This window comes from Arthrobacter sp. efr-133-R2A-63 (genome assembly GCF_030209795.1).
In the GTDB taxonomy this organism is placed as follows: Bacteria; Actinomycetota; Actinomycetes; order Actinomycetales; family Micrococcaceae; genus Arthrobacter; species Arthrobacter bambusae_A.
The window spans coordinates 60,131-84,583 of record NZ_JARVRG010000019.1 but is presented as its reverse complement, the minus strand read 5'-3'; the positions used below and the strand labels follow the sequence as shown (position 1 = coordinate 84,583).

The window sequence follows — 24,453 nt, the reverse complement described above, 5'->3', positions numbered from 1 at the left end:
CGACACACACTGTCGGGGCCTGACCCACTTAAAAAAACAAACACCACCAACACCCCCCGGCCCCGGACCCCCACCCCACCCCACCTGACGTGAGCGCGCGTCCGGCCCGGACCCGCCATATGTGAGCCGGCGTCCCGTCAGAACGCGCCATAGGTGAGCGGGGGTCTTAGCCGGCGAAGAATTCGGAGAGCTCGGAGATGAGCTTGTCGGGCGCGCGGATCACTCCGTCGTGGCCGTGGCCGGGCAGGATGGTGTAGCTCGATCCGGAGAGGACGTCGTGGATTTGGCCACACGCAACCCCGAAGTAGGCAGGACTCTTTTCACCGACCACAATGAGCGTCTCAAGCGGTAGCTCGAGGAACGGCTCAGCGGGCATGTCCGCGGCGATGACTGCCTTGATCTCGCGCACGCCGGCCTGCATGAGCTCGCGCATCTGCTTGCCCATGGGAGTGCCCGAGGCCAGCTTGGTGACGAGGGTCAGCATGGACAGCGGCATCCGCGCGAAGGCGCCCTCCGTCTCGACCCCCTTCACGAGCACGGCGAGCCCGCGGTCGAAGTCTCCGGCCGCCGTCGCGCGTTCGTATTCGCCCGTCCACTCGGCCTTCACGCTGTGGTTGACGGACACGGCGGGGTCGTAGACCGCCAGGCGTTCCACCGGAAGCGTGCGTGCCGCGTGCAGGGCCACTGCGCCTCCGAAGCTGTGCCCGAAGACGTCGGTGCTGGCCGTGTGCTTCATGACCTCGGACAGATCACGGATGTCGACGTCGAGGGTGTAGTCCTCGGGCTGCGGCGATGACTCACCGCGTCCGCGGCGGTTGAAGGTGTGGACCGGGCGGCCAAGGGCTGCACTGAGTTTCTGGGCAAACTTGGAGTAGTCTGCGGCGGTCACCATGGAGGCGGGCACGACGACGACGCCTGAGCCGGCAGCGGCAAGCTCACCGCCCGTCGTGAAGAGCTCGAGGGTTCCGCCGTCGGCCGTTGTGATGTTCTCGCGCGTCATGCTTCGAGCCTAACGGAGCCGCAGGATTCCGTCAGTCCTTGAAGTAGCTGGAAATATCCGTCACGAGTTCCTTGACCGCGGCGGGGATGGACCCGTGGAAGCCTTTTGGCGACACCACCAGCGTGCTTCCGGCGACGGCGGCGTACAGCCGTTCGGCGGTGACCTTGTAATATTCGGGGCTTTTGCTGCCCACCATGAACCGGGTGTTTCGAGGGAGCACCGAGAAATCCCGGGGGAGCGCGGCTTCGTCGTAGGCCGCTTTGAGTTCGGCGACGCCGGTTGGCATGAGTTCCTTGAGGACCTTGTTGACCTTCGTGTGGGAAACGAGCGCCATGAGTCCCGCCAGAATGGGCTCGGGGATCCGCGCCATGGCGGTGCCTGGCTGCATGCCCCGCTTCATCCGGGCCAGGGCATGGCCCACCTTCCCGCTATCGACGGATCGGGCAAAACCATCCAGCCAGCCTGTGTCCATGCTTCCGTCGATGTTCACGGCGGCGTCGTACACGGCCAGCTTGTCCGGCTCGTAGCTTGTTCCAGCAAACTCCTGGACAGCGTTCAGTGCCACCGAGCCGCCGAGGCTGTGGCCAAGGAGGTTCCTGGCGCCCGTGGCGTCCATGATGCTGCGGACGTCGGCAATCTCCGTGGCCATGGAGTAATTCGCCGGTAGCTCTGTCGAACTGCCGCGACCCCTGCGATCGTAGACGTCGACTGCCCAGCCTTCGCCGAGTCCCTTGGCCAGCGCCATGGAAAAGGGCCGGTAGATGAGCGCGGTCAGGAAAGCGCCGCCAACGAGCACCACGCGCCGCTCCCCGGGCGCATCCACCGCGCCGTAGCTGTACAAGGCGAGCTTGCCGCCGTCGGGCGTAGGGACCTCACGTTCTCTCACCGCTTCATCCTAGGGTGAAGGAGCCTTCGCCGTTCCTTGTGCCAGGTAGCGGGCAGTTCTCACCGCGAGCTGCTTCCCCGGCCGGAGGGGCCCCTCGTGGAACTGCAAGGGGACCACCGCGAAGTCCACTAGCGGAACGGCAGCTGCGAGCTGCCGGGCGATTTCGGCAAAGTATGCCGGGCTCCACCCACCACTGAGCATCAGGGTTGGCGTTTTCAGCTCCGCATAATCTTGGATATGGGAGTCGGTGTCGATGATCGCCCGCATCTCCAGCACCGCCGTCGGCAGCAGGTCCCTCATCTCGGATCCCAGCCTCGTCTTGGCGGAGAGGATGCTGATCATCCGCAGCGCCCCGAGCGGCAAATACGAAATCGGGCCGGCCGTACCCAGCCCCTGGACCAAATGCGCCCACCCATGGTCGAGTTGGCCGGCAGTGACGGCTGCTTCCAGTTGCGGCCGCCAGCGCTCGTTCAAGTTCCCGGAGAGGGAAACCGCGGCGTCGTAAGTGACGAGACGGGAAATGGGCGCCCGCAGGGCTGCCTGGAGCGCGACGAATCCTCCATAGCTATGCCCGACAACATCCGTGGATCCGCTGGCTTCCATCACGGAAATCAGGTCGCTGGTCTCCGTCGCAGCGGAGTAGTCAGGGGGCTGCGGTGCCGAACGGCCACGGCCGCGCCGGTTGTAGGAATGCACCGGCCGGCCAAGCAGGACGCTCAGGTTCCGGGCGAATGGCCAGTAGAGGGAATCGGTCACCAAGGTGCCGTGAACAAGCACGACGCCGGGCGCCTCCGTATCGCTCGAGGCGCCGGGAATCGACCCCTCGGCCGCCGGCCGGAAGGAGTGCACCTCAAGGTGGCCGCCGTCGTCGTCGGTTTCAACTGTCCATGTCTCCACAGCCCGAGTCTATGTTGCCGCGGGGGCGGGAGGGGAAGATAGGGAACTCTAAGGAATCCCCGGTAAACTTGTGGATTGTGACTTCCGCAAACACCCCATCCCCGCACAACGCCGCCGAGCCCGCAGACGCCAGCGAACAGATGCGCATCCGCATGGAAAAGCGCAGCAAGCTGATCGAGCGCGGCACCGAGGCCTATCCGGTGGGTGTTGAGCGGACGCATTCCCTCGCCGAGATCCGCGAGAAGTACGCCCATCTGCAGGCTGACGAGACCACCGGCGACATCGTGGGCATCACCGGCCGCGTGGTGTTCGTGCGCAACACCGGCAAGCTCTGCTTCGCCACCCTCCAGGAGGGCGGTGTGGACGGAAAGGGCGTGCGCCTGCAGGCGATGCTCAGCCTGGCGAACGTCGGCGAGGAAACCCTCGCGGACTGGAAGGCGCTGGTAGACCTCGGAGACCACGTCTTCATCAAGGGCGAAGTCATTTCCTCCAGGCGTGGCGAGCTCTCCGTCATGGCCGATTCCTGGTCCATGGCCTCCAAGGCCCTGCGCCCGCTGCCGGTCTTGCACGCCGAACTGAACGAGGAAACCCGCGTCAGGCAACGCTACGTGGACCTGATGGTCCGCGACGAGGCCCGCGAAATGGTCTACACCCGCGCCGCGATCACCCGCTCGGTTCGCGACACCCTGGACCGCCGCGGCTATGTTGAGGTGGAGACCCCCATCCTGCAGCTCGTCCACGGTGGTGCCACGGCCCGCCCGTTCGAGACGCATATGAATGCCTTCGACCAGAAGATGACGCTGCGTATCGCCACCGAGCTCTTCCTCAAGCGCGCCGTGGTGGGCGGAATCGACCGCGTGTACGACATGGGCCGCGTCTTCCGCAACGAAGGCGTCGACTCCACGCACAGCCCCGAATTCACCACCTTGGAATGCTACGAGGCGTGGGCGGACCAGTTCGTCATGGCCGAGCGCATGAAGGAAATCATCCTGAACGTCGCAGACGTCGTGGGCACGCGCACCATCCAGACTGACGCCGGAGAGATCGACCTCGACGGCGAATGGGCTTGGGTCGCTGTCTACCCGGGACTCTCCGAGGCGATCGGCGAGAAGATCACTCCGGACACCACGGTGGCGGAACTGCAGGCGATTGCCGCGAAGCACGGGGTCAAGGTGGATCCCAAGTGGGACGCCGAAAAGCTTGTGGTCGAATTGTTCGGCGAGATCGTCGAGCCCACGCTGCTCAACCCGACCTTTGTCTATAACTACCCGCCCTCCGCGCAGCCGCTTGCCCGCCCGCATCGGGAGGACGGCCGCCTGATCGAGGCCTGGGACCTCATCATCGGGGGCATGGAACGCGGCACGGCCTTCTCCGAACTGATCGACCCGGTCATCCAGCGCGAACGCCTTACGGAGCAGTCGCGTCGTTCGGCCGCCGGCGATGTCGAAGCCATGCAGTTGGATGAAGACTTCCTGCGCGCCCTTGAGTACGGTGCTCCGCCCATGGGCGGCATCGGCTTGGGCATCGACCGTTTGGTCATGCTGTTCACCGGAGCAGGCATCCGGGAAACCATCTTGTTCCCACTCCTCAAGCCCGAAGGGCACTGACCATGGAATACATTGCCGTTCTTGCACCGTCCGTCGTCGTCGGACTTCTCTTTTGGTTTGCCATGAAGGCTATCTTCAACGCGGACAAATCAGAGCGCCAAGCAGAAGCCCGCGCCCAGGAAGAAGCTGGATTCGGAATTGCCAAGCCGGCGGACGACGGCCCGACGCCTGCCAAATAGCTCTTTCTCAGGCCGCCCCCTGGGATTTAATAGTTCCTTGCCGGCGTCTTTGACTATGTCTTTGACTGTCCCTTTGACGGGGTGCCATCCGCTGGACGATAATCGTTAATTAGTAGTCTAGCTATTCTGCATATCCGGCCCCTCCAAAAGAGAGTCTTTTCATGGCACAGAAAGTCAAAATTATCCTCGTTGACGACCTGGATGAGGGCTCCGCGGATGAAACTGTCCGCTTTGGCCTTGATGGCGTCAGTTACGAAATGGACCTGTCCAGTGCCAACGCTGGGAAGCTCCGCGACGCTCTTGCGCCATTTGTAGCGAAGGCGCGCAAGACATCGACCGGCCGTGCAACGCGTAGCCGCGTTGCCTCTGGGAGAAACCAGGACTCCGCACAGATCCGTCAATGGGCGCGCGAGAACGGTTATACCGTAAACAGCCGTGGCCGTATTCAGGCCGAAATTCAGGAAGCGTACCAGAAGGCCAATTCCTGACACCAAGTATCAATACCCCGGCCCCAGGGCCGGGGTATTGTCATTTAACCCCCTGTTTAGGCGGTTAACGGTGTGGTGCGCCACTATTCCCTGGAAGACTTGGAGCAGACTGGGAATGCCCGGTGGGCAATCGCGACGTTTGCTGAGAAGAACGACGGCGGCCGGCCGGCCCGCGCGGGTGCAGCAGACGCGGGTGGCGGCAGAAGGTCCGCCCCATGGTGGAAGCCCCGGATCTGGTCTCCGCCGTGACCCTGGGGTCCACGGGCGAGTCGGGTGAACTTATTCCCGGTGTGGCCATGTTTCCCCTGTGGCGAACACGCCCCAAAATTCCAGCATTGGCACGTAGCATCAAAGTACGTCGTAGCTAGGAGTGTGGCGAAATGTTTGAGAGATTTACGGACCGTGCCCGTCGCGTTGTTGTGCTTGCCCAAGAAGAGGCACGCATGCTCAACCACAACTACATCGGTACCGAGCACATCCTCTTGGGTCTGATCCACGAGGGTGAAGGCGTTGCCGCCAAGGCGCTTGAGTCCCTGAGCATTTCGCTCGATGGCGTCCGCGAGCAGGTACAGGAGATCATCGGCCAGGGCCAGCAAGCCCCGTCCGGCCACATCCCCTTCACCCCGCGCGCCAAGAAGGTGCTTGAGCTCTCGCTCCGGGAAGCCCTGCAGCTCGGCCACAACTACATCGGTACCGAGCACATCCTGCTTGGCCTCATCCGTGAGGGTGAAGGCGTTGCCGCGCAGGTCCTCGTCAAGCTTGGCGCCGACCTCAACCGCGTCCGCCAGCAGGTCATCCAGCTGCTCTCCGGCTACCAGGGCAAGGAAACTGCCGGTCCCGGCTCAGGCCCGGGCCAGCAGGAAGGCACCCCGGCCGGTTCGGTGGTGCTGGACCAGTTCGGCCGCAACCTGACCCAGGCCGCGCGGGAGAACAAGCTCGATCCCGTGATCGGCCGCGAGCTGGAGATGGAACGCGTCATGCAGGTCCTCTCCCGCCGGACCAAGAACAACCCGGTGCTGATCGGTGAGCCCGGCGTCGGCAAGACCGCCGTCGTCGAGGGCCTCGCCCAGGCGATCGTCCGCGGGGACGTCCCGGAGACCATCAAGGACAAGCAGCTTTACACGCTTGACCTCGGTTCCCTGGTGGCCGGTTCCCGCTACCGTGGTGATTTCGAAGAGCGCCTGAAGAAGGTCCTCAAGGAAATCCGCACCCGTGGCGACATCATCCTCTTCATCGACGAAATCCACACGCTCGTGGGTGCCGGCGCTGCCGAGGGTGCGATCGATGCCGCGTCCATCCTCAAGCCGATGCTGGCCCGTGGTGAACTCCAGACCATTGGTGCCACCACTTTGGACGAGTACCGCAAGCACATCGAGAAGGACGCCGCGTTGGAGCGCCGCTTCCAGCCGATCCAGGTCAAGGAGCCTTCCGTCGCGCATGCGATCGAGATCCTCAAGGGCCTGCGCGACCGTTACGAGGCGCACCACCGGGTGACCATCACCGACGGCGCCCTTGCCTCTGCCGCAACATTGGCTGAACGCTACATCTCGGACCGCTTCCTGCCGGACAAGGCGATCGACCTGATCGACGAAGCCGGTGCCCGGTTGCGCATCCGCCGGATGACCGCTCCGCCGGAGCTCAAGGCCATGGATGAGCGCATCGCCGAGGTGAAGATGGAGAAGGAGTCGGCCATCGACGCCCAGGACTTCGAAGGCGCCGCGTCGCTGCGCGACAAGGAGCAGAAGCTCATTGCCGAGCGGGCCGAGAAGGAACGCAACTGGAAGTCCGGCGGCATGGACGACATCTCCGAGGTAGACGAGGAGCTGATCGCCGAAGTTCTCGCGAACTCCACCGGCATCCCGGTCTTCAAGCTCACCGAGGAAGAATCCAGCCGCCTCCTCAAAATGGAAGACGAGCTGCACAAGCGCGTCGTCGGCCAGGACGAGGCCATCCGTGCCCTCTCCCAGGCCATCCGCCGCACGCGTGCAGGCCTCAAGGACCCCAAGCGTCCGGGTGGCTCGTTCATCTTCGCCGGACCCACCGGCGTCGGCAAGACCGAGCTCGCCAAGGCGCTGGCGGAATTTTTGTTCGGTGAAGAGGATGCCCTCATCACGCTGGACATGTCCGAGTACTCCGAGAAGCACACGGTTTCGCGTCTCTTCGGTGCCCCTCCGGGCTATGTCGGCTACGAAGAGGGCGGGCAGCTGACCGAGAAGGTCCGCCGTCGTCCGTTCTCCGTGGTCCTGTTCGACGAGGTGGAGAAGGCCCACGCCGATCTCTTCAACTCGCTGCTGCAGATTCTGGAAGACGGGCGCCTGACCGACTCCCAGGGCCGCGTGGTGGACTTCAAGAACACGGTGATCATCATGACCACCAACCTGGGCACCCGCGACATCTCCAAGAGCGTGGCGACGGGCTTCCAGTCCGGCACGGACACCACCACCGGTTACAACCGGATGCGGGCACGGGTCACGGAGGAGCTCAAGCAGCACTTCCGTCCCGAGTTCCTCAACCGCGTTGACGACGTCGTAGTGTTCCCGCAGCTCACGCAGGACGAGATCATCGAGATCGTGGACCTGTTCGTCACGCGTCTCGAGGGCCGCCTCAAGGACAAGGACATGGGCATCGAGCTCACCACGGCCGCCAAGGTTCTCCTTGCGACCCGGGGTTACGATCCCGCCATGGGTGCGCGGCCGCTGCGCCGGACCATCCAGCGCGAGATCGAGGACCAGCTCTCCGAGAAGATCCTCTTCGGCGAACTGCACCCGGGTGACATCGTGGTGGTCGACGTGGACGGCGAAGGCGACGAAGCCAAGTTCACCTTTGCCGGCAACGCCAAGCCTCGCATTCCGGAAATCGCTCCGAGCGCCTAGGCTCCGGTTCGGCCGAGTCCCCGCTAAAGGCCCCGCCAGCTCCCACAAGGAGTGGGCGGGGTTTTGCGTTCCGGGTGCGCAATATCTGAAATAAGTGTTTCACTCTCAGTGAACCTTCTGTGATCTGCGGCACATCTCGTGTTGAATCAGAGCATGGATTCGAATGCCTCAGAGACCCCGAGCACGCAACCCGAAACTCCTTTCCACGATCTCGACCACTACCTGGCCATCCCCCGGGTCGGTGGCCTGGCTCTCAGCGCCGACGGAAGCCGCCTGGTCACTACGGTTTCCACCCTCAACGCCAAGGGCACTGAATACGTCACTGCCCTCTGGGAGCTTGATCCTTCCGGAAAGAAGCGCGCCCGTCGCATCACACGCAGCGCCAAGGGAGAGACCGGCGCGGTGTTTGCCTCCAACGGGGACCTCTACTTCACCTCGGCGCGGCCCGATCCCGACAGCCCCGAAGCAGATCCCGTGAGCGCATTGTGGCTCCTTCCTGCCGACGGCGGCGAGGCCCGCGTGGTGCACTCCCGCGCCGGAGGGGTCGGAGGTGTCATGACCGCGTCGGCCGCGGATGCCACCTTCGTGACGGCCTCGGTCCTCGCCGGTTCCACGGACGAGGAAAATGACGAGGAGCGGCGCAAGAGCCGCAAGGACAACAAAGTAGCGGCCATCCTGCACACGGGCTACCCGGTCCGCTACTGGGACGCAGATCTGGGCCCGGCGCAGCCCCGGCTGTTTGCCGTGGAAAACGGAGAGGCGGCTGAATCCGGCAAGCCCGCCACCGTGGACGCGACCGATCCCCTGAAGCTGCGCAACCTCACCCCCGACGTCGGCGCCAGTCTCCGCAACACCCACGCGGTGGTCAGTCCGGACGGCAAGACGATCTATACGAGCATGGCCAAGCCGCTCGCCAAGGCCGACACGCGCTTTGTGCTCGCCGCCGTCGACGTCGCTTCCGGCTCGCTCAAGGTACTCCTCGACCACGAGGGAATGAGCTACTTCCCCGGCCCGGTCAGCCCCGACAACAAATTGCTCTCCGTAGTCAGCGAAAGCGACAGCACCCCGGAGCGGGCACCCCAGGTCAAACTCCACCTCTTGAACGTCGGGTCCGGCGAGACCTTTGACTTCGAGCCCCTCGCGCCCACTTGGGACCGCTGGGGCAACCCGGGGGCCTGGCTTCCGGACGGGAGTTCGCTCCTCGTCACAGCCGACGACGACGGCGCCACGCCGGTCTTCCGGATCGCCGTCGCCGACGGTACGGTCACCCGGGTGACACAAGACGCGGCGGCGTACACCGACGTCGTGGTTTCCCCGGATGGACTGAGCGCATATGCACTGCGCAGCTCGTATGAATTCCCGGCTGAAGCCGTCCGGATCCACCTCGCCTCGGGCGACGTGGAGCGGCTCCCCGCCCCGGCTGAGCGCCCCAGGATCAAAGGCTCGCTCGAGCGGGTGGAGGCGAGTGCGGCCGATGGTTCGAGGGTGCCGGCGTACCTTGCGCTCCCGGAAGGCGCGTCGGAGGCAAATCCGGCGCCCTTGTTGTTGTGGATCCACGGCGGGCCGTTGGGCTCGTGGAATGCCTGGACCTGGCGATGGAATCCGTGGCTGCTCGTGTCGAAGGGGTATGCCGTGCTGCTGCCGGACCCTGCACTATCCACCGGCTACGGCCAGCAATTCATCCAGCGCGGTTGGGGCCAATGGGGCAAGGCGCCGTTCACGGACCTCATGTCCATCACCGACGCAGTGGTCCAGCGGCCGGACATTGACGCGTCCCGGACAGCAGCTATGGGCGGGTCATTCGGTGGCTACATGGCCAACTGGGTGGCCGGGCACACGGACCGTTTCAAGGCGATCGTGACGCACGCCAGTTTGTGGGCCATGGACCAGTTCGGGCCCACCACGGACGCCTCGCAGTATTGGCTCAAGGAAATGACCCCCGAGATGGCAATGGACAATTCGCCCCATCTCCACGTCGCAAAAATCACCACACCCATGCTGGTTATCCACGGTGACAAGGACTACCGGGTGCCGATCGGCGAGGGCCTGAGGCTTTGGTACGAACTTCTTTCCAGTTCCGGGCTGCCCGCCGACGAGAACGGCGAGACCCAGCACCGCTTCCTGTACTTCCCCGACGAGAACCATTGGATCCTGCAGCCGCAGCACGCCAAGGTCTGGTACGGCGTCGTGGAGCACTTCCTGGCCAGGCAGGTCATGGGACAGGAGGTTCCGGTTCCGGAGGACCTGGGTATTTAGGCGCGCTTCGCCTCGTAAGATTGGGGCTGTGACTTCCGCCTTCAGTATCCGCCCTGCCCGCACCGGCGATGTTGCCGCGATCAAGAGGCTTGTAGCCCCGTTGGCAGAGCAGCGAATCCTGATGGCCAAGGAGACCGTGGCCTACTACGAGAGCCTTCAGGAGTTCCGGATTGCCGAATCGTCCGACGGCGAGGTGATCGGCTGCGGTGCCTTGCACGTCATGTGGGAGGACCTGGCCGAGGTGCGCACGCTGGCGGCGGATGACAATTGGCGGGGCAAGGGCGTGGGCCACGTCCTTGTCCAGCAGCTCCTGGAGGACGCCCGCGCGTTGGGCGTCGCCAGGGTCTTCTGCCTGACGTTCGAAGTGGACTTCTTCAAGCGCCACGGATTCGAAGTCATGGCGGACCAAACCGCCGTCGATCCCCAGGTCTACTCGGAATTGCTGCGATCACATGACGAAGGCGTGGCGGAGTTCCTCGACCTGGCCCGGGTGAAGCCCAATACGCTGGGCAATACCCGCATGATCAAGGTCCTTTAGCCCGGGTTTCTTCTCCCTGTTGCTGAATATTCCAAGCCTCGGTCTTTACGTATATCAACTTGATGGATAAACTAATCGAGGCTCGGTTGCGGCGAGCCAACCATACTGTGGAGGCGAGAAATGAAGTACCACGTTATGTTTCCGGACTTTTCAGGTTTCCAGATCGACATGCCGCGTCCCGGCTCTGCGCCGGAGTCGCGCAAGCAGGGAACCGGAGGGTGCATGCGGTCCGCGTGCACGGATCTGTGGCCGGATTCGATGGCCAAGGGCGCAACAGTCCAAGACTTCAGCGTCGGCCGTTTGACGGCGGGCGGCCCGCCGCACTGAACAGGCGCATACGGAACGTTTTTCTGAAGGGACAGCCATTGGGGGCTGTCCCTTTTGTGTTTCCGCGTTCCGGACTTTCCACGTGAGGCCCATTCCCCTACCGTGCCCGGGGCGCTGGTAGTAGGGTCAAATCACCTACCAGCAACGCCCCAGGAGCGCGCCATGAAAAAGCTCATCAACGATCCCCGCTCGGTGGTGGACGAGTCTGTCGAGGGATTCGGCATGGCCCATGCCGACCTCGTGGACGTCCATATGGACCCCGTCTTCGTCGTCCGAAAAGGAGCGCCCGTGGCCGGCAAGGTGGCGCTTGTATCGGGAGGAGGGAGCGGCCATGAGCCGCTCCATGCCGGCTTTGTGGGGCACGGAATGCTCGACGCCGCCGTGCCGGGCGCCGTCTTCACCTCGCCCACCCCGGACCAGATTATTCCGGCCACTGCGGCCGTCGATTCCGGCGCCGGCGTCATACACATCGTGAAGAACTACACCGGTGACGTGCTGAATTTCGAGACCGCGGCAGAGATGGCCCAAGCGGAAGGAATCAGCGTCCGTTCGGTGCTCGTCAACGACGACGTTGCTGTCGAGGACTCCCTGTACACGGCAGGTCGGCGCGGCGTGGGTGGCACCGTGCTGGTCGAAAAGATTGCCGGCGCCGCCGCGGAGCGCGGGGATTCCCTGGAAGCTGTCGCGGGTGTAGCGGAGGGCGTGGTCCGCAACGTGCGCACTATGGGCGTCGCATTGTCGGGCTGCACCGTGCCGCATGCCGGGGTACCCAGCTTCGAGCTCGCTGAGGACGAAATCGAAATCGGCATTGGCATCCACGGTGAACCGGGCAGGCACCGGATCGCCATGGAAGGCGCCGACGCCATCACCAGCCGCCTCTTGGACCCTGTCCTTGAGGACCTCGGGATCAAGTCCGGCGAGGAAGTGCTGCTCTTCGTCAACGGCATGGGTGGTACGCCGCTCAGTGAGCTCTATATTGTCTACCGCCGGGCGGCCCAGATCCTCGCCGAAAGAGGAGCCAAGGTGGAACGCTCATTGGTGGGCAACTATGTCACATCGCTGGAGATGCAGGGATGCTCCATCTCGGTGTTGCGGCTCGATGACGAGCTCACTGCCCTGTGGGACGCACCCGTCCACACTCCGGCACTGCGTTGGGGGATGTGACGGTGGGCCTGGGGGTCGAGTGGGCGGTCCAATGGTTGACGCTCTCTGCACGGCTCATGGCCGAGCATCGGGAAGAACTGATTGCCTTGGACCGCGCGATAGGCGACTCGGACCACGGCGAGAACATGGACCGGGGATTCCAGGCCGTCATGGAGAAACTCGCCCAGACTCCACCCGAAACCCCCGGCGCGGCCCTGAAGCTGGCTGCGATGGCCCTGATGTCCAAAGTGGGCGGGGCCGCGGGACCGCTGTATGGGACCGCGTATCTTCGGGCAGGCACGGCGCTGGGAGAGAACGCGGATCTTGACGCGGCGGCGCTCGCCGGAGCACTCACTGCGGCCCGGGACGGAATTGTTGCCCGCGGCAAGGCCGAGCTGGGTGACAAAACCATGGTGGATGCCTGGTCTCCGGCTGTGGAAGCGGCGGACGAGGTCCTGGTGGCCGGTGGAGATGCTGTGGCCGTTCTGGCCGCAGCGGCCGAGGCTGCAGAGGTCGGGGCCGTCACGACTGATCCGTTGGTAGCGCGCAAGGGGCGCGCAAGCTACCTCGGTGAACGCAGTGCCGGGCACCGCGATCCCGGGGCAGCGTCTTCTGCGCTGTTGTTGCGCGCCGCCGCTACCGCCGCAGGATTCCCCGAGGGGCCCGCTGAATGACGGTGGGCTTGGTGGTGGTCTCGCACAGCCGGAAGATCGCGGAAGGTGCGGTGGAATTGGCCGCGCAGATGGCCCCCGACGTGAAGTTCTACGCCGTTGGCGGCACGGACGACGGCCGGATTGGAACGGACCTGGAGAAAGCCATCGCCGCATTCGAGGCAGGACTTGCGGAGGCTGCCGGGGATGGCGTGGTGGTTCTGACGGACCTCGGTTCCGCGGTCATGACGGCGGAATCAGCGGCCGATTTCTGCAGCGAGGCGGACAAAGTCCTTCTTGCCGATGCTCCGCTGGTGGAAGGCTTGGTTGCCGCGGCGGTGGCCACCCAAGGTGGCGCGTCGGCGGCCGCGGTGAAGGCCGCCGCGGAGGCGGTTCGATTCGGTCCTGAGCCCGCTATTTATATGGGGGGATCCGCTGAACCGCAAGGACGGGGCGAACCGGAGGAGAGCGGCGAGTTCGAACTCATCAACCCGATGGGAATGCACGCCAGGCCCGCAGCGAAGATTGCGGGCGGACTGGCCGGCATGGATGTCGAGGCAACGGTCAATGGAGCCGACGGAACATCCATCATGGAACTCATGAGCCTTGCCGTGGGCAAGGGCGGCAAGCTCAGGATCGAGGCTTGGGGCAAGGATTCATCGAAAGCCGTAGATTACGTCAGGCGGCTGGTGGAACAGGGGTTCGGCGAGATCTAACGCTGCTCCGGGGTCTGACGCCGCACCGGTTTGACGCCGCATGGGGGTTCAGGACTGCCGCAGGCCGTGGGCATCGAGCAGGAGGCTTGCCGTGATGGTGGTCTGGCACTGCTCGCCCCAGGGTTTGGCGGTTCTTGGCGTGAAGTTGATTGTCCTGACCGGCAAGGTCCCGCCGGTTGTGTCCGTGCCAGTCACTTCGGCATCGATGGGCGAGGACGTCAGTGTTCCCATGTTCAGGAAGCCGTAGCGGGTGCCATCCGGTGACGTGACGGCAGAGCATGAGCCTTCGGGTTCAGGACTGCAGGATTGCGGTACCGACACGCTTCCCGGGCGCAGGTCCACATCGCCTTCGCGGCATTTCCCGTCCTGGCATGCCTTCAAATGGACAGTCCTCACCGTTGGCGCGTATTCAGCCGTGATTGTCAGGGACACCACGGGTGCCATCGCAATTGCCGGGCAAACGGTGACTTGAGGTTCGCATCCCGAGCAGAGCGCCGCCGTCGTAGTCAAAGCGATGGCGGCCCACAACCTGCGCATATTTTGAGGATAATCCCGCAGCCAAGGCCCGGAACGGCACGCTTGCAACTGGCAGGCACATCGTTACCGACACCCACGGATCGTTGCTGCTCCGCGACCTCACGCGAAGGTCACGGCCGGCTTTCCGCCGGTTTCGGCCCGGCGCAAGGACGAGGCCGACCGCAAACATTAGGGTTCTTTGCATGACTGAACACTCGGACGTGAAGGCCACCCGTGCCGCCTACAACACGGTAGCTGCCGATTACGCAGAACTCCTGCGCAACGAGCTCGACGGCAAACCCTTTGACCGGGCCATGCTGGGTACCTTTGCCGAGCTCGTGGAGTCCGCGGGAGACGGGCCGGTTGCCGACCTCGGTTGCGGACCTGGACGGATTACGGCCCACCTGCATTCACTTGGCCTGGCGCCTTTCGGCATCGACCTGTCGCCCGAGATGGTGGCGGTCGCTCGCCGGGACCACCCCGGCCTGCGGTTCGATGAAGGGTCGATCGAATCGCTGGAGCTCGCGGACGGCGCCTTGGGTGGGATCGTCGCCTGGTACTCGATCATCCACACGCCGCCGGCTCGTTTGCCGGGGGTGTTCGCGGAATTCCACCGGAGCCTGCGGGATGGCGGCTTGCTGCTGCTCGCGTTCCAGGCCGGTGACGAGCCGAGGCACCTGGGCTTCGCCTATGGCCACGAAATCGACCTTGAGGCCTACCGCTTGCCGCCTGAGCGCATCACGGAACTGCTCCTTCAGGCGGGCTTTGCTGTGGAAGCGCAGCTGCTCCGCGAACCGGACGACAGATACGAGAAAACCCGGCAGGCGTATCTCTTAGCCCGCAAGCCAGCCCGCAACCCGGCCAGATCGTAGCGGAACCAGCGCAGACGGAAGCCTAGGCCGGAAGCCGCAGCCCGCCGTCGTGCATCTCGGCCAGACCGTCGCGCAGGAGCCCCTCGAGGGCGCGTTCCAGCTGTTCCGGGGCCGAGTTCAGGCGGTGCAGGGCAGCCAGCGGCACGGCCGCGCCTTCGCCGTCGAAACCGAGGTCGGCCGCGGGGCGTTCGAACAGCTCCGGGGCTACCGGCGAATCGGCCACGCGCAATACGGCCATGACGGCACCCCGCAGCTGCCGGTCGGTGCCGTGCCACGCCTGCCCCTTGGGCGTGTACGTCGGGGGCGGTTCACCGGCCGCGAGCCACGCGCACAAGTCGCGGACGGGGCAATCCATGCACTTGGGGGAGCGGGCGGTGCACACGAGCGCTCCGAGCTCCATCACGGAGGCGTTCCAGCGGACGGAGAGCCCGACGTCGTCGGGCATGAGCGATTCGGCGAGACGCATCTCCGAGGCGGTCAGCGATGGAGCCGGCAACGCAAGCCCCGAAACGAGCCGGGCATGCACGCGCCGGATATTCGTGTCCACTACGGTTTCGCGGCGCCCGAAGGCAAAAGCGGCCACGGCTGCGGCCGTATAGTCGCCGACGCCGGGGAGGCTCAACAACGACGTGTGCGTGTCCGGCACCCTGCCGCCGTGCTGCTCGACGATTGCGACGGCGGCCGCGTGCAGCCTCAGCGCGCGGCGGGGATAACCGAGCCTGCCCCAATGCCGCACGGCCTCACCCGAGGGCTGCTTGGCGAGATCCGCAGGTTCCGGCCAGCGTTCCATCCAGTCTTCCCACACCGGCAGGACGCGAACCACCGGAGTCTGCTGCAGCATCACTTCGCTGACCAGGATCCCCCACGGGCTGCAGTCCGCCGATCTCCACGGCAACACCCGGGCCACCTCGGAGAACCAGCGGTCCATGGACTGGTGCAGGTCCGTGAGGTGGTGGATGCCGGCAAGTTCAGAGGCGCCTGGCAGTGACATGGAGATCCTCGCTGCGGTTCGTGGCGTGCCCTGATGGCGGCCGATTCCTGCCATCCACTGTAGTGGAGTCGCGGGGATGATGTAGGTCACACTGGCTCCGATCGGGCCCCGGCGGCGTGGTGCGGCGCCATCCGGGCAGTGCGTTGCCTAGCCTAGAAGCATGGTCAACAAGGGCAAGCAACCGCCGAGGGCGCGCACGTCGCCTCCGGCGAAAAGCGCTGCCCGGACGGCAAGCGACAGCGGTTCTGCAAATGGGGGCCGGCCCCAAAGGCGACGGACGAGCCCTGCCGTTTACCGGCGTCGAAGGCTGGTTGTTTTCGGTGCCCTCCTGACGGTCCTGGCGATGCTCGTGGCGGGGGTCGCCGCCATGAGCTCAACCCTTGCAAGCAAGGCCGACTCCGGCGCATCCAACCCCCAGGCGGTCGGAGCCACCCCTGCGAGCCAGACGCCCTCGGCGGATCCGATTGCGGCCACCACAACGCCAACGCCCACCCCGGTGTGCGATCTCAACCTTGTGACGGTGACGGCGTCCACGGACCAGCCTGCCTATGCGGCCGGGCAGAACCCCGTACTGAGCATGAAGATTACCAACGGCGGAGCAGCACCGTGCCAGGTCAACGTCGGCACCTCCCAGATGGAGTTTCTGGTGATGAGCGGCGAGGACCGGATCTTCTCCTCGAAGGACTGCCAGGCGAAGGGCGATGACCTCGTGAAGCAGATCGATCCGGGCAAGAGCGAGACCGCCAACTTCCCGTGGCAGCGCAACCGGACGACCGAGGGCTGCGGCGTCATCTCGGCCAAACCGGCCACCGGAACCTACACGTTCAAGGCCATCCTGGGAAACAAGGCGAGCACGAAAACCGTCTTCCAGCTCGGCTAGAGGAACCTGTCCAGCAGGCTGGCTTCGGCCATGCGGCTGAGCCCTTCGCGGACTGTCCGGGCGCGCTGGTCGCCGATGCCGTCCACCGTCATGAGGTCGTCGATAGTGGCGGCCATGAGGTACTGGAGTCCGCCGAAATGCTCCACCAAGCGGTCGGCCACGGCTTTCGGAACCGACTTCAACCCTGACAAGAGGCGGTAGCCGCGCGGCTGCACACCGGCGTCGAGCACATCCATGCCCCCGGCGAAACCGATGATCCCGGCAATCTTGCTGAGGTCAATCAGCTCCGTGGGGCCAAGATCCAAGAGAGCCTGCACGGCGCCGTCGATGTCTTCCGGCGAGGCATTGGTGCCGGCGTAATCGCGGATGATCACGTCGCTGCCCGGGCCGCGGCCCGTTGTGAGCTCTTCCAACTGCAGTGAGAGCAACCTGCCGTCCTCACCGAGCTCCAGGACATACTGTGCGATTTCCTCGGCGATGCGCCGGACCATTTCCTGGCGCTGGAGGGTTACAGCAACGTCGCGGACGGTGACCATGGCCTCGATTTCGAGGGCCGACAGGGCACTGGTGACCTGGTCCAAGCGGGCGCTGTAACGTTCAAGGGTCGCGAGAGCCTGGTTGGCGCGGGCGAGCACCTTCTCGGAACCCTCGAGGACGTGCCGGAGGCCGTTGACGTAGAGGGCGATGATCTGCATGGACTGGCTGACCGAAATCACCGGTACTCCGGTCTGGATGGCCACACGCTCGGCGGTCCGGTGACGGGTTCCGGATTCCTGCGTCTCGATGCTGGAGTCCGGCACAAGCTGGACTGCGGCACGAAGGATGTTTCCGGCGTCCTTGTCGCAGATGATGGCACCGTCCATCTTCGCGAGCTCACGCAGCCGCGTCGGGGAGAAATCGATGCCGATTTCGAAACCGCCGGAGCAGATGGACTCGATGGTCCGGTCCGTTCCCAGCACAATCAATGCGCCGGTGCGCCCACGGAGGATGCGTTCCAGGCCGTCGCGCAACGGTGTTCCGGGGGCCACCCTGCCCAGAGTCGCCTTGAGCGAATCTTCGGGGCTCCGAGCCATAGGTGTTCCCTTCAAAGGTGCACGCAGGCGCGTCCGCAAGTGTGCCGGTTTTCAGCAATCAGTCGACGGGATCAAAATGCCAGGTTTCCCGCAAGCTCAATGATAGAGGTATAGACCGGCAACAACCGCACGGGCAAGCCTTAAAGTGCCCCAAAGAGGGTTATGTGGCGAGTGCTTCGAAACGCGTTCGACGGCGGACGGCGCACGGCCACTTTGGGCTCGCATCCCGGGGCCCTCACGGAGCCGTCCGGAGGCGTGCGAGCCGCTCAAGGTCGCGTCGTACGCTTTGCAGCGCGGCTTCCCGGGCCGCAGCCCTTCCCGCGTCCGGATGCGACTGCCTCGCGGGAGCGTGGGTTCCGCCTGTGCCGGCGTCCGGGTGGTGTGCCTGCCGGGGCCGTCTCCTGGCGGCCGTGGAGGTCGCTTCGGCGAACCCGGTGGAGTCCGCCGCGGGGGAGGGTCCGAGGGGATCGTAGAACAAGTCATTCCCTGGTTTCATTGATGCCCTGTTCCTTTCATGCCAAGCCGGCAGCTCGGGTGTCTTCCTGGCGATCGGCCCCAACGCGGGCCGGACATGTCCACCATTGACTCAAACTATCGGCGGGTCGTTTCGGTGGTTTGTGCACCTCGTTTCGATCCTGTTAAGCGCCGGCCTTGGACCCTGCCGCCGGCGTGGGCCCGGCCTGCGATAAACTTGGTATCTTGGCTGCGCACAAATCGTGCCGCTTCCTGAGCTGGCTCCCGGCCGGCACGGGGCCCGTATCCAGCCTCCAATCCACGTTCGGCCCGTCATTCCAGTGCGGGCTACGCCCCGATCGCAGCGAAAGTAGCACCGTGTCCCAAGAAGTCCTGAGCCCCGCCCGAGTCCAGGAAATTCACCATGAGGCCTCCCGGCGTCGGACTTTCGCGGTCATTTCGCACCCTGACGCCGGCAAGTCCACGCTCACGGAAGCCCTCGCACTGCACGCCAAAGTCATCGGCACCGCGGGTGCGTCGAGCGGCAAGGCTAACCGCAAGGAAACCGTTTCCGACTGGATGCAGATGGAAAAGGACCGCGGTATTTCCATCAGCTCAGCGGCATTGCAGTTCTCCTACCGGGACACTGTCATCAACCTGCTGGACACCCCGGGCCACGCCGACTTCTCAGAGGACACCTACCGCGTCCTGGCGGCCGTCGATTGCGCAGTGATGCTGGTGGACGCCGCCAAGGGCCTGGAAACACAGACCATGAAGCTGTTCGAGGTCTGCAAGCAGCGGAACCTGCCGATCATTACGGTGATCAACAAATGGGACCGTCCGGGCCTGGATGCCCTCGCCCTGATGGACGAGATCACCGAGCGCACCGGCCTCCAGCCCATGCCCTTGACGTGGGCCGTGGGCATTTCGGGCGACTTCCGCGGAGTCTGGGACCTGCGGAACGACCGCTTCGCGCGGTTCGCACGCAACAACGCCGGCGCCAACATCGCCATCACCGAGTACTTCACCCCGGAAGAAGCGGCCGAAACCCAGGGCAACAACTGGAACGACGCCGTCGACGAAGCCGGATTGGTGATCGAATCCAACCTCGAATTCAACGTGGAGAGCTTCCACGCCGGAACGGCCACCCCTATCCTCTTTAGCTCGGCGGCCCTGAACTTCGGGGTCAAGGAGATCTTGGATGCCTTGGTGGATTTCGCGCCTCCGGCAGCACCCCGTCCGGATGTCGACGGCGAACCCCGTTCCGTTGATGCTCCTTTCGCCGGGTTCGTCTTCAAGGTCCAGGCCGGCATGAACAAGGCCCACCGCGACCACGTCGCATTCATCCGCGTGTGCTCCGGCGTTTTCGAGCGCGGCATGGTGGTCACGCAGACACGCACCGGCAAGTCCTTCGCCACCAAGTACGCCCAGCAGGTTTTCGGGCGTGAGCGGGAAGTCATCGACGAGGCCTACCCCGGGGACGTCGTGGGTTTGGTGAACGCGTCCTCGCTCCGTGTGGGAGACAGCCTGTTCCTGGACGAACCCGTGGAATTCCCCGCCATTCCGCTCTTTGCGCCCGAGCATTTCCAAGTGGCCCGGTCCAAGGACCCCAGCCGTTTCAAGCAGTTCCGCCGCGGCATCGAACAGCTTGAGCACGAAGGCGTCATCCAGGTGCTCCGTTCCGACGTCCGGGGCGATCAGGCACCCGTGCTCGCCGCAGTCGGTCCGATGCAGTTCGAGGTGGTGGAAGACCGCATGGCACACGACTTCAACGCACCTATGCGCTTGGAGCGGCTCCCGTACTCGATGGCGAGGATCTCGACGGCGGACGCCATGCCGACGCTCGCCAACGTCCCGGGCGCTGAGGTGCTGTTGAGGTCCGACGGGGAATACCTCGCGTTGTTCAACGATGTCTGGGCTCTCCGCCGCATCGAGAAGAACCACCCGAAGCTCACACTGGTCCCGATCGGCACGCACAACCCCGCGAAATAGTAATCCACCGGACATGCCCCTCGAATCGGTCGAGGACTGGACATAATGCCGTTATGTCCAGTGCTTGGTTCGAGCAGGGGGCATGTCCCGTGGGACGTCGAAGCCTGACACTCCGAAGCCAAGCCACCCGCTAGACGATCAGGAGCTCCAAGGCCTCCGCCAGGTGTGCCACCTCCCGGACCGAGAAACCCTCGGGGACGGGCCCCGGTCCGTTGGGGCTGGCGGGCACCACCGCGTGGGTGAAACCAAGCCGCTGCGCCTCGTGGATGCGCTGGTTGATCCCCGGAACCGGCCGGACCTCGCCGGCCAGGCCAACCTCGCCGAAGGCAATCAGCCGCTGCGGCAGTGCTTTGCGCGCCTTTGCCGAGGCCACGGCAAGCGCCACCGCCAGGTCGGTTGCCGGCTCGCTCAGTTTCACCCCTCCGACAGTGGCCACGTAGGAGTCGTCCTTGTGCAGGATGCAGCCACCCCGCTGTTGGAGCACTGCCAGGAGCATGGCGACACGCGAGCTGTCCAAGCCGCTCGTCGCCCTGCGCGGCTGCGAGCTGGCACTTTCGGCCAAGAGCGACTGCACCTCGGCCAGCAGCGGGCGCCGCCCTTCCATGGTCACGGTGATGCAGGTGCCGGACACCGGCTCGCGCGTCCGCGACACAAAAAGGCCGCTCGGATCGGCGAGGCCTTCAATGCCGGTTTCGTTCAGGTCAAAACAGCCGACGTCGTCCGTGGCGCCGTAGCGGTTCTTGACCGCGCGCAACAAACGCAAGCGGGAATGGCGCTCGCCTTCGAACTGGCACACGACGTCCACCAAGTGCTCCAGGAGGCGAGGACCGGCAATGGAGCCGTCCTTGGTCACGTGGCCAACCAGCAGGGTAGTCATGTTGCGTCGCTTTGCGGCTGCGATGATGGACGCCGCGACCTCCCGGACCTGTGAAACGCCGCCAGCGCTGCCTTCGACGTCGGCGCTGCTGAGTGTCTGCACCGAGTCCACGATCAGCAGCTTCGGCTCAAGCTTCTCCACTTGCCCCAGCGCCTGTCCGAGGTCCGTTTCCGCGGAGAGATAGAGGGTATGCGCCACCGCGTCGATCCGTTCCGCACGGAGCTTGACCTGGGCCGCCGATTCCTCGCCCGTGACGTACAGGACGTCCTGGCCCGTGCGGGCGAACTTCGCCGCGACGTCCAGCAGGAGGGTGGATTTCCCGACGCCGGGTTCCCCCGCAAGCAGGATCACAGCGCCCGGAACCAGCCCTCCACCCAGGACGCGGTCCAGTTCGTCGACGCCGGTGGGCAGGAACGCGGCCGTGGTCCCGTCTACCTCGGCAATCCGGCGGGCCGGCTCCAAAACTGTTGTTGCCGCCGTCGTACGCGCAACTGTGGCGCCGGATTCTTCCACGGTGCCCCACGCCTGGCATTCACCGCAGCGGCCCACCCACTTGACCGTGGTCCACCCGCATTCGGCACATTTGTACGCGGGTGTCTTTGAGGTGCGTGAGGTCTTGGAAGCCATGCGTACAAGGCTAGTGGAGGGGTAGGACAGTCAGGCACGCCTCACTGCAAGGGAGGAAGCACGTCCCTTGCCTCCCGGGGATCCATGCCCGCGGCTTCGAGCAGGTCCACCATCAGCGGACGGAAGAGCATCACCACTGTTTCGCCCTCGAGCTTCTGCACATGAAGGATCTTGGGGTGCAGCCGGGTGGCAATGTCGGCCAAGTCCTGCCGCGCGCCGCGCAGGTGGGCGCGGCGGGCGCCGTCGTGCACTTCCGCGAGGCCGAGCGACAATTCCTCGACGGCGGCAGAAGTGTCCTGCAGGACCTCGGAAATGCTGTCCGTCGCCTCGTCCGTCAATGCTGCATGGTTGATGGCGCTCGTGAGCCTCCGTGCGAACACCCGGCCGTTGCGGAGGGCGAGGTCGATGGAATCCAGCGATTCCTCCAGCATGGTCAATTCGTCGCGGTGCCGCCGGTACGCCGGGGCGAGCGTCGCCACCTCACCCGAGGCTTTGAGGGATTGGCGCATCCGGTCCACGAGGGGCTGGCAATTCCGGCCACGGATGAGCGCATGCCAGGCCTGGGTCGAATCGCTGTTGATCAATGCGTCGGCACACTCACGGAGGACCTCCGAGAGTTCGTGGAGGAGTTTGCGGACGTCCTGGCGCGGCTCCCGTCGCGGGTCCTTCGGTACCAGCATGGTGACGAGCAGCGCGAAAACCCCGCCCACCACGGCGTCGATGCTGCGGGTGAAAGGCCCCCCGGCCGGCGCGGGCAGCAAGACCACGAGGAGCGATTGCAGGCCAAGTTGGGTGGTGAAGATGGTGCCGCTGTCCAGGAACCGGGCCAGCAGGATGGAGAAGAGGAGCACGACGGCGGCTTGCCAGATCCCCGAACCCAGCCAGTGGAGCAGCAGATCGCCGATGACGATCCCGAGGGTGCAGCCAAGCCCGACCTCCACGACCCGGCGAAGCCGCGGATCCCGCGAGAAGCCGAGCGCGATCAGCGACGAAGTTGCGGCGAAAAGGGGTCCTGTGTGCCCCAGGATGTATTCGGCGAACGCGTAGGCGCCCACCGCGCAGACGGTCATCTGGACGGCCGGAACCAGGGAGTTCCTGCTGCGGACGAAGCCGGTGCGCAGCCGCGCCCGCAGGAATTTCTTGCTTGTTGAAAGTCCTTGTGGGGCGGTCATGGCTCAAGTCTATTCAGGAGCGGCGTGCGGGGTGCGGCACGCCGAGGGAGCCGGAAAGTGAGGGGCGTCACTTAATCCCTCACGGCGTGCCAAGCGCAAGGGCGACGCTGCACTTGTAAGCCAATGGTCCACAGCCGTTCATCTGCCGTTCACTTTGGACCGCCGATCCCGTTACCTGCGGCTCATACCGTCAATAAAGGTACAAACACGTACGCAAATCTTTCGTATGCCGACTTTCTCCCTCGGTACGCATCAGAGAATCCCTGGAAGGGGTACATCCCAGTGAAGGCAACTCGCTTCGGCCGCAACGCGGCAATCGCGGTCCTCGCAGTCGGCGCCCTTGCGCTGACCGCTTGCGGTTCAGACAACGCAACCGGCGCCCCGGCAGCTACCCAGAGCGCCGCAGGCATCAAGGTCACCGGCACCCTGACCGGCATCGGCTCCTCGGCGCAGGGCGCCGCAATGGACGCCTGGAAGACCAACTTCGCTTCCGCGAACCCGGGTGCCACGGTCCAGTACTCCCCGGACGGCTCGGGCGCAGGCCGCAAGGCCATCCTCGACGGCTCCGCGCAGTTCGCAGGCTCTGACGCCTACCTGACCGACGCTGAGCTGGCCAGCTCCAAGACCAAGTGCGGCACCGACGGCGCCATCAACATCCCGGTCTACATCTCGCCGATCGCCGTAGCCTTCAACATCCCGAACGTCAAGGACTTGAAGCTCGACGCCACCACGGTTGCCAAGATCTTCCGTGGCCAGATCACCAACTGGAACGACCCGGCAATCGCCGCCCTGAACGCCGGCGTCACGCTTCCGGACCTCAAGGTCACCCCGGTCAACCGCTCTGACGACTCCGGAACCACCCAGAACTTCACGGACTACCTGGCATCCGCCGCTCCCTCCGTCTGGACCGACAAGGCTGCCGGCCTGTGGCCTGCATCCTTGAAGGGCGAGAACGCCAAGGGCACCTCCGGCGTCGTCAAGACCGTCACCGACACCCCTGGTGCCGTGACCTACGCTGACGATTCCGCAGTTTCCGGCAAGCTCGGCACCGCGCAGATCAAGGTTGGCTCGGACTTCGTCAAGATCTCCGCCGACGCTGCCGCCAAGGCCGTTGAACTGGGCAAGCCCGTTGCAGGCCGCCCGACCGGCGACCTTTCCATCAAGCTCGACCGCACCACCACGGATTCCTCGGCCTACCCGGTCGTCCTGGTTTCGTACCACGTCGTCTGCACCACCTACGACAAGCAGGCAACCGCTGACCTGGTCAAGGCATTCGAGAGCTACGTAGTCTCCGACGCCGGCCAGCAGGCCGCTGCCGGCTCCGCCAAGTCCGCTCCGCTCTCCAAGGCGCTGCAGGACAAGGCAAAGGCTGCTGTTGACTCCATCAAGGCCAAGGCCTAAGGACCGCAATGGAGTAGTGGTGCCGCGGACCGCAGCACC

23 protein-coding genes are annotated in these 24,453 nt (G+C 64.9%); 14 read left to right on the top strand and 9 right to left on the bottom strand.

Going from position 1 to position 24,453, the window contains the following annotated elements; genetic code table 11:
• Positions 1-166: 166 nt before the first annotated feature.
• From QRN45_RS10275 to QRN45_RS10265, 3 genes are read right to left on the bottom strand one after another with little or no spacing between them, the layout of a single operon-like run.
• Positions 167-1,000, bottom strand: a complete 834-nt coding sequence (locus QRN45_RS10275) for an alpha/beta fold hydrolase (RefSeq protein WP_241707156.1) — start codon at positions 998-1,000, stop codon at positions 167-169.
• Positions 1,001-1,031: 31 nt separating this feature from the next.
• On the bottom strand, positions 1,032-1,886 hold the full coding sequence (locus QRN45_RS10270; RefSeq protein WP_078106970.1) for an alpha/beta fold hydrolase: 855 nt from the start codon (positions 1,884-1,886) through the stop codon (positions 1,032-1,034).
• A 9-nt stretch (positions 1,887-1,895) separates the two neighbouring features.
• Positions 1,896-2,783, bottom strand: a complete 888-nt coding sequence (locus tag QRN45_RS10265) for an alpha/beta fold hydrolase (RefSeq protein WP_264637169.1) — start codon at positions 2,781-2,783, stop codon at positions 1,896-1,898.
• A gap of 77 nt (positions 2,784-2,860) precedes the next feature.
• On the opposite strand from QRN45_RS10265, the gene lysS reads away from it, so the two are divergent.
• The 10 genes from lysS to dhaM all read left to right on the top strand — a co-directional run bounded on the left by lysS (position 2,861) and on the right by dhaM (position 13,560).
• A complete protein-coding gene (gene lysS, locus QRN45_RS10260) occupies positions 2,861-4,390 on the top strand; it encodes a lysine--tRNA ligase (protein ID WP_241707159.1) in 1,530 nt (509 codons plus the stop codon).
• Between the two features lie 2 nt (positions 4,391-4,392).
• Positions 4,393-4,569, top strand: a complete 177-nt coding sequence (locus QRN45_RS10255; protein ID WP_241707160.1) for a hypothetical protein — start codon at positions 4,393-4,395, stop codon at positions 4,567-4,569.
• 161 nt (positions 4,570-4,730) lie between these two features.
• Positions 4,731-5,057: a histone-like nucleoid-structuring protein Lsr2 gene (locus QRN45_RS10250; RefSeq protein WP_078106968.1), complete on the top strand. Its 327-nt coding sequence runs from the start codon at positions 4,731-4,733 to the stop codon at positions 5,055-5,057.
• A 380-nt stretch (positions 5,058-5,437) separates the two neighbouring features.
• Positions 5,438-7,930 (top strand): ATP-dependent Clp protease ATP-binding subunit, encoded by a 2,493-nt coding sequence (locus QRN45_RS10245; RefSeq protein WP_078106967.1) that lies wholly within the window; start codon positions 5,438-5,440, stop codon positions 7,928-7,930.
• 153 nt (positions 7,931-8,083) lie between these two features.
• Positions 8,084-10,186, top strand: coding sequence for a S9 family peptidase (locus QRN45_RS10240; RefSeq protein WP_264637170.1), 2,103 nt, complete (start codon positions 8,084-8,086; stop codon positions 10,184-10,186).
• A 28-nt stretch (positions 10,187-10,214) separates the two neighbouring features.
• Positions 10,215-10,724, top strand: a complete 510-nt coding sequence (locus QRN45_RS10235) for an amino-acid N-acetyltransferase (RefSeq protein ID WP_241707162.1) — start codon at positions 10,215-10,217, stop codon at positions 10,722-10,724.
• A 120-nt stretch (positions 10,725-10,844) separates the two neighbouring features.
• A complete protein-coding gene (locus QRN45_RS10230) occupies positions 10,845-11,051 on the top strand; it encodes a hypothetical protein (protein ID WP_264637171.1) in 207 nt (68 codons plus the stop codon).
• 162 nt (positions 11,052-11,213) lie between these two features.
• A complete protein-coding gene (dhaK, locus tag QRN45_RS10225) occupies positions 11,214-12,215 on the top strand; it encodes a dihydroxyacetone kinase subunit DhaK (protein ID WP_264637172.1) in 1,002 nt (333 codons plus the stop codon).
• Positions 12,216-12,217: 2 nt separating this feature from the next.
• Positions 12,218-12,868 carry a dihydroxyacetone kinase subunit DhaL gene (gene dhaL / locus QRN45_RS10220; RefSeq protein WP_241707164.1) on the top strand — a complete coding sequence of 217 codons (651 nt, stop codon included), beginning with the start codon at positions 12,218-12,220 and terminating at the stop codon, positions 12,866-12,868.
• Positions 12,865-13,560, top strand: coding sequence for a dihydroxyacetone kinase phosphoryl donor subunit DhaM (dhaM, locus tag QRN45_RS10215; protein ID WP_284763228.1), 696 nt, complete (start codon positions 12,865-12,867; stop codon positions 13,558-13,560). Before dhaL ends, dhaM begins: the two co-directional genes overlap by 4 nt.
• Before the next feature lie 48 nt (positions 13,561-13,608).
• Here the strand turns inward: dhaM and QRN45_RS10210 are convergent, their stop codons facing one another.
• The gene (locus tag QRN45_RS10210; RefSeq protein WP_264637173.1) at positions 13,609-14,097 is read right to left on the bottom strand and encodes a hypothetical protein; all 489 of its coding nucleotides are present in this window, start codon (positions 14,095-14,097) and stop codon (positions 13,609-13,611) included.
• Between the two features lie 182 nt (positions 14,098-14,279).
• On the opposite strand from QRN45_RS10210, the gene QRN45_RS10205 reads away from it, so the two are divergent.
• Positions 14,280-14,948: a class I SAM-dependent DNA methyltransferase gene (locus QRN45_RS10205; RefSeq protein WP_264637174.1), complete on the top strand. Its 669-nt coding sequence runs from the start codon at positions 14,280-14,282 to the stop codon at positions 14,946-14,948.
• Positions 14,949-14,970: 22 nt separating this feature from the next.
• Here the strand turns inward: QRN45_RS10205 and QRN45_RS10200 are convergent, their stop codons facing one another.
• The gene (locus QRN45_RS10200; protein WP_284763225.1) at positions 14,971-15,939 is read right to left on the bottom strand and encodes an iron-sulfur binding domain-containing protein; all 969 of its coding nucleotides are present in this window, start codon (positions 15,937-15,939) and stop codon (positions 14,971-14,973) included.
• A 160-nt stretch (positions 15,940-16,099) separates the two neighbouring features.
• On the opposite strand from QRN45_RS10200, the gene QRN45_RS10195 reads away from it, so the two are divergent.
• The gene (locus QRN45_RS10195; protein WP_264637176.1) at positions 16,100-16,819 is read left to right on the top strand and encodes a hypothetical protein; all 720 of its coding nucleotides are present in this window, start codon (positions 16,100-16,102) and stop codon (positions 16,817-16,819) included.
• Here QRN45_RS10195 and disA read toward each other — a convergent pair.
• Positions 16,816-17,892, bottom strand: a complete 1,077-nt coding sequence (gene disA, locus QRN45_RS10190; RefSeq protein ID WP_078106957.1) for a DNA integrity scanning diadenylate cyclase DisA — start codon at positions 17,890-17,892, stop codon at positions 16,816-16,818. The two genes, QRN45_RS10195 and disA, sit on opposite strands and share 4 nt — an antisense overlap.
• Before the next feature lie 235 nt (positions 17,893-18,127).
• The gene (locus QRN45_RS10185) at positions 18,128-18,388 is read right to left on the bottom strand and encodes a hypothetical protein (protein WP_284763223.1); all 261 of its coding nucleotides are present in this window, start codon (positions 18,386-18,388) and stop codon (positions 18,128-18,130) included.
• A 335-nt stretch (positions 18,389-18,723) separates the two neighbouring features.
• Here QRN45_RS10185 and QRN45_RS10180 point away from each other — a divergent pair, with 335 nt between their 5' ends.
• On the top strand, positions 18,724-20,337 hold the full coding sequence (locus QRN45_RS10180; protein WP_284763222.1) for a peptide chain release factor 3: 1,614 nt from the start codon (positions 18,724-18,726) through the stop codon (positions 20,335-20,337).
• A 130-nt stretch (positions 20,338-20,467) separates the two neighbouring features.
• On the opposite strand, the gene radA is transcribed toward QRN45_RS10180, so the two are convergent.
• On the bottom strand, positions 20,468-21,841 hold the full coding sequence (gene radA / locus QRN45_RS10175; protein ID WP_284763220.1) for a DNA repair protein RadA: 1,374 nt from the start codon (positions 21,839-21,841) through the stop codon (positions 20,468-20,470).
• A 41-nt stretch (positions 21,842-21,882) separates the two neighbouring features.
• Complete coding sequence (locus QRN45_RS10170) at positions 21,883-23,013, bottom strand: FUSC family protein (RefSeq protein ID WP_078106952.1); 1,131 nt, start codon at positions 23,011-23,013, stop codon at positions 21,883-21,885.
• A 282-nt stretch (positions 23,014-23,295) separates the two neighbouring features.
• Between QRN45_RS10170 and pstS the strand changes: the two genes are divergently transcribed.
• Positions 23,296-24,414, top strand: coding sequence for a phosphate ABC transporter substrate-binding protein PstS (pstS, locus tag QRN45_RS10165; RefSeq protein ID WP_284763219.1), 1,119 nt, complete (start codon positions 23,296-23,298; stop codon positions 24,412-24,414).
• Positions 24,415-24,453: the final 39 nt, after the last annotated feature.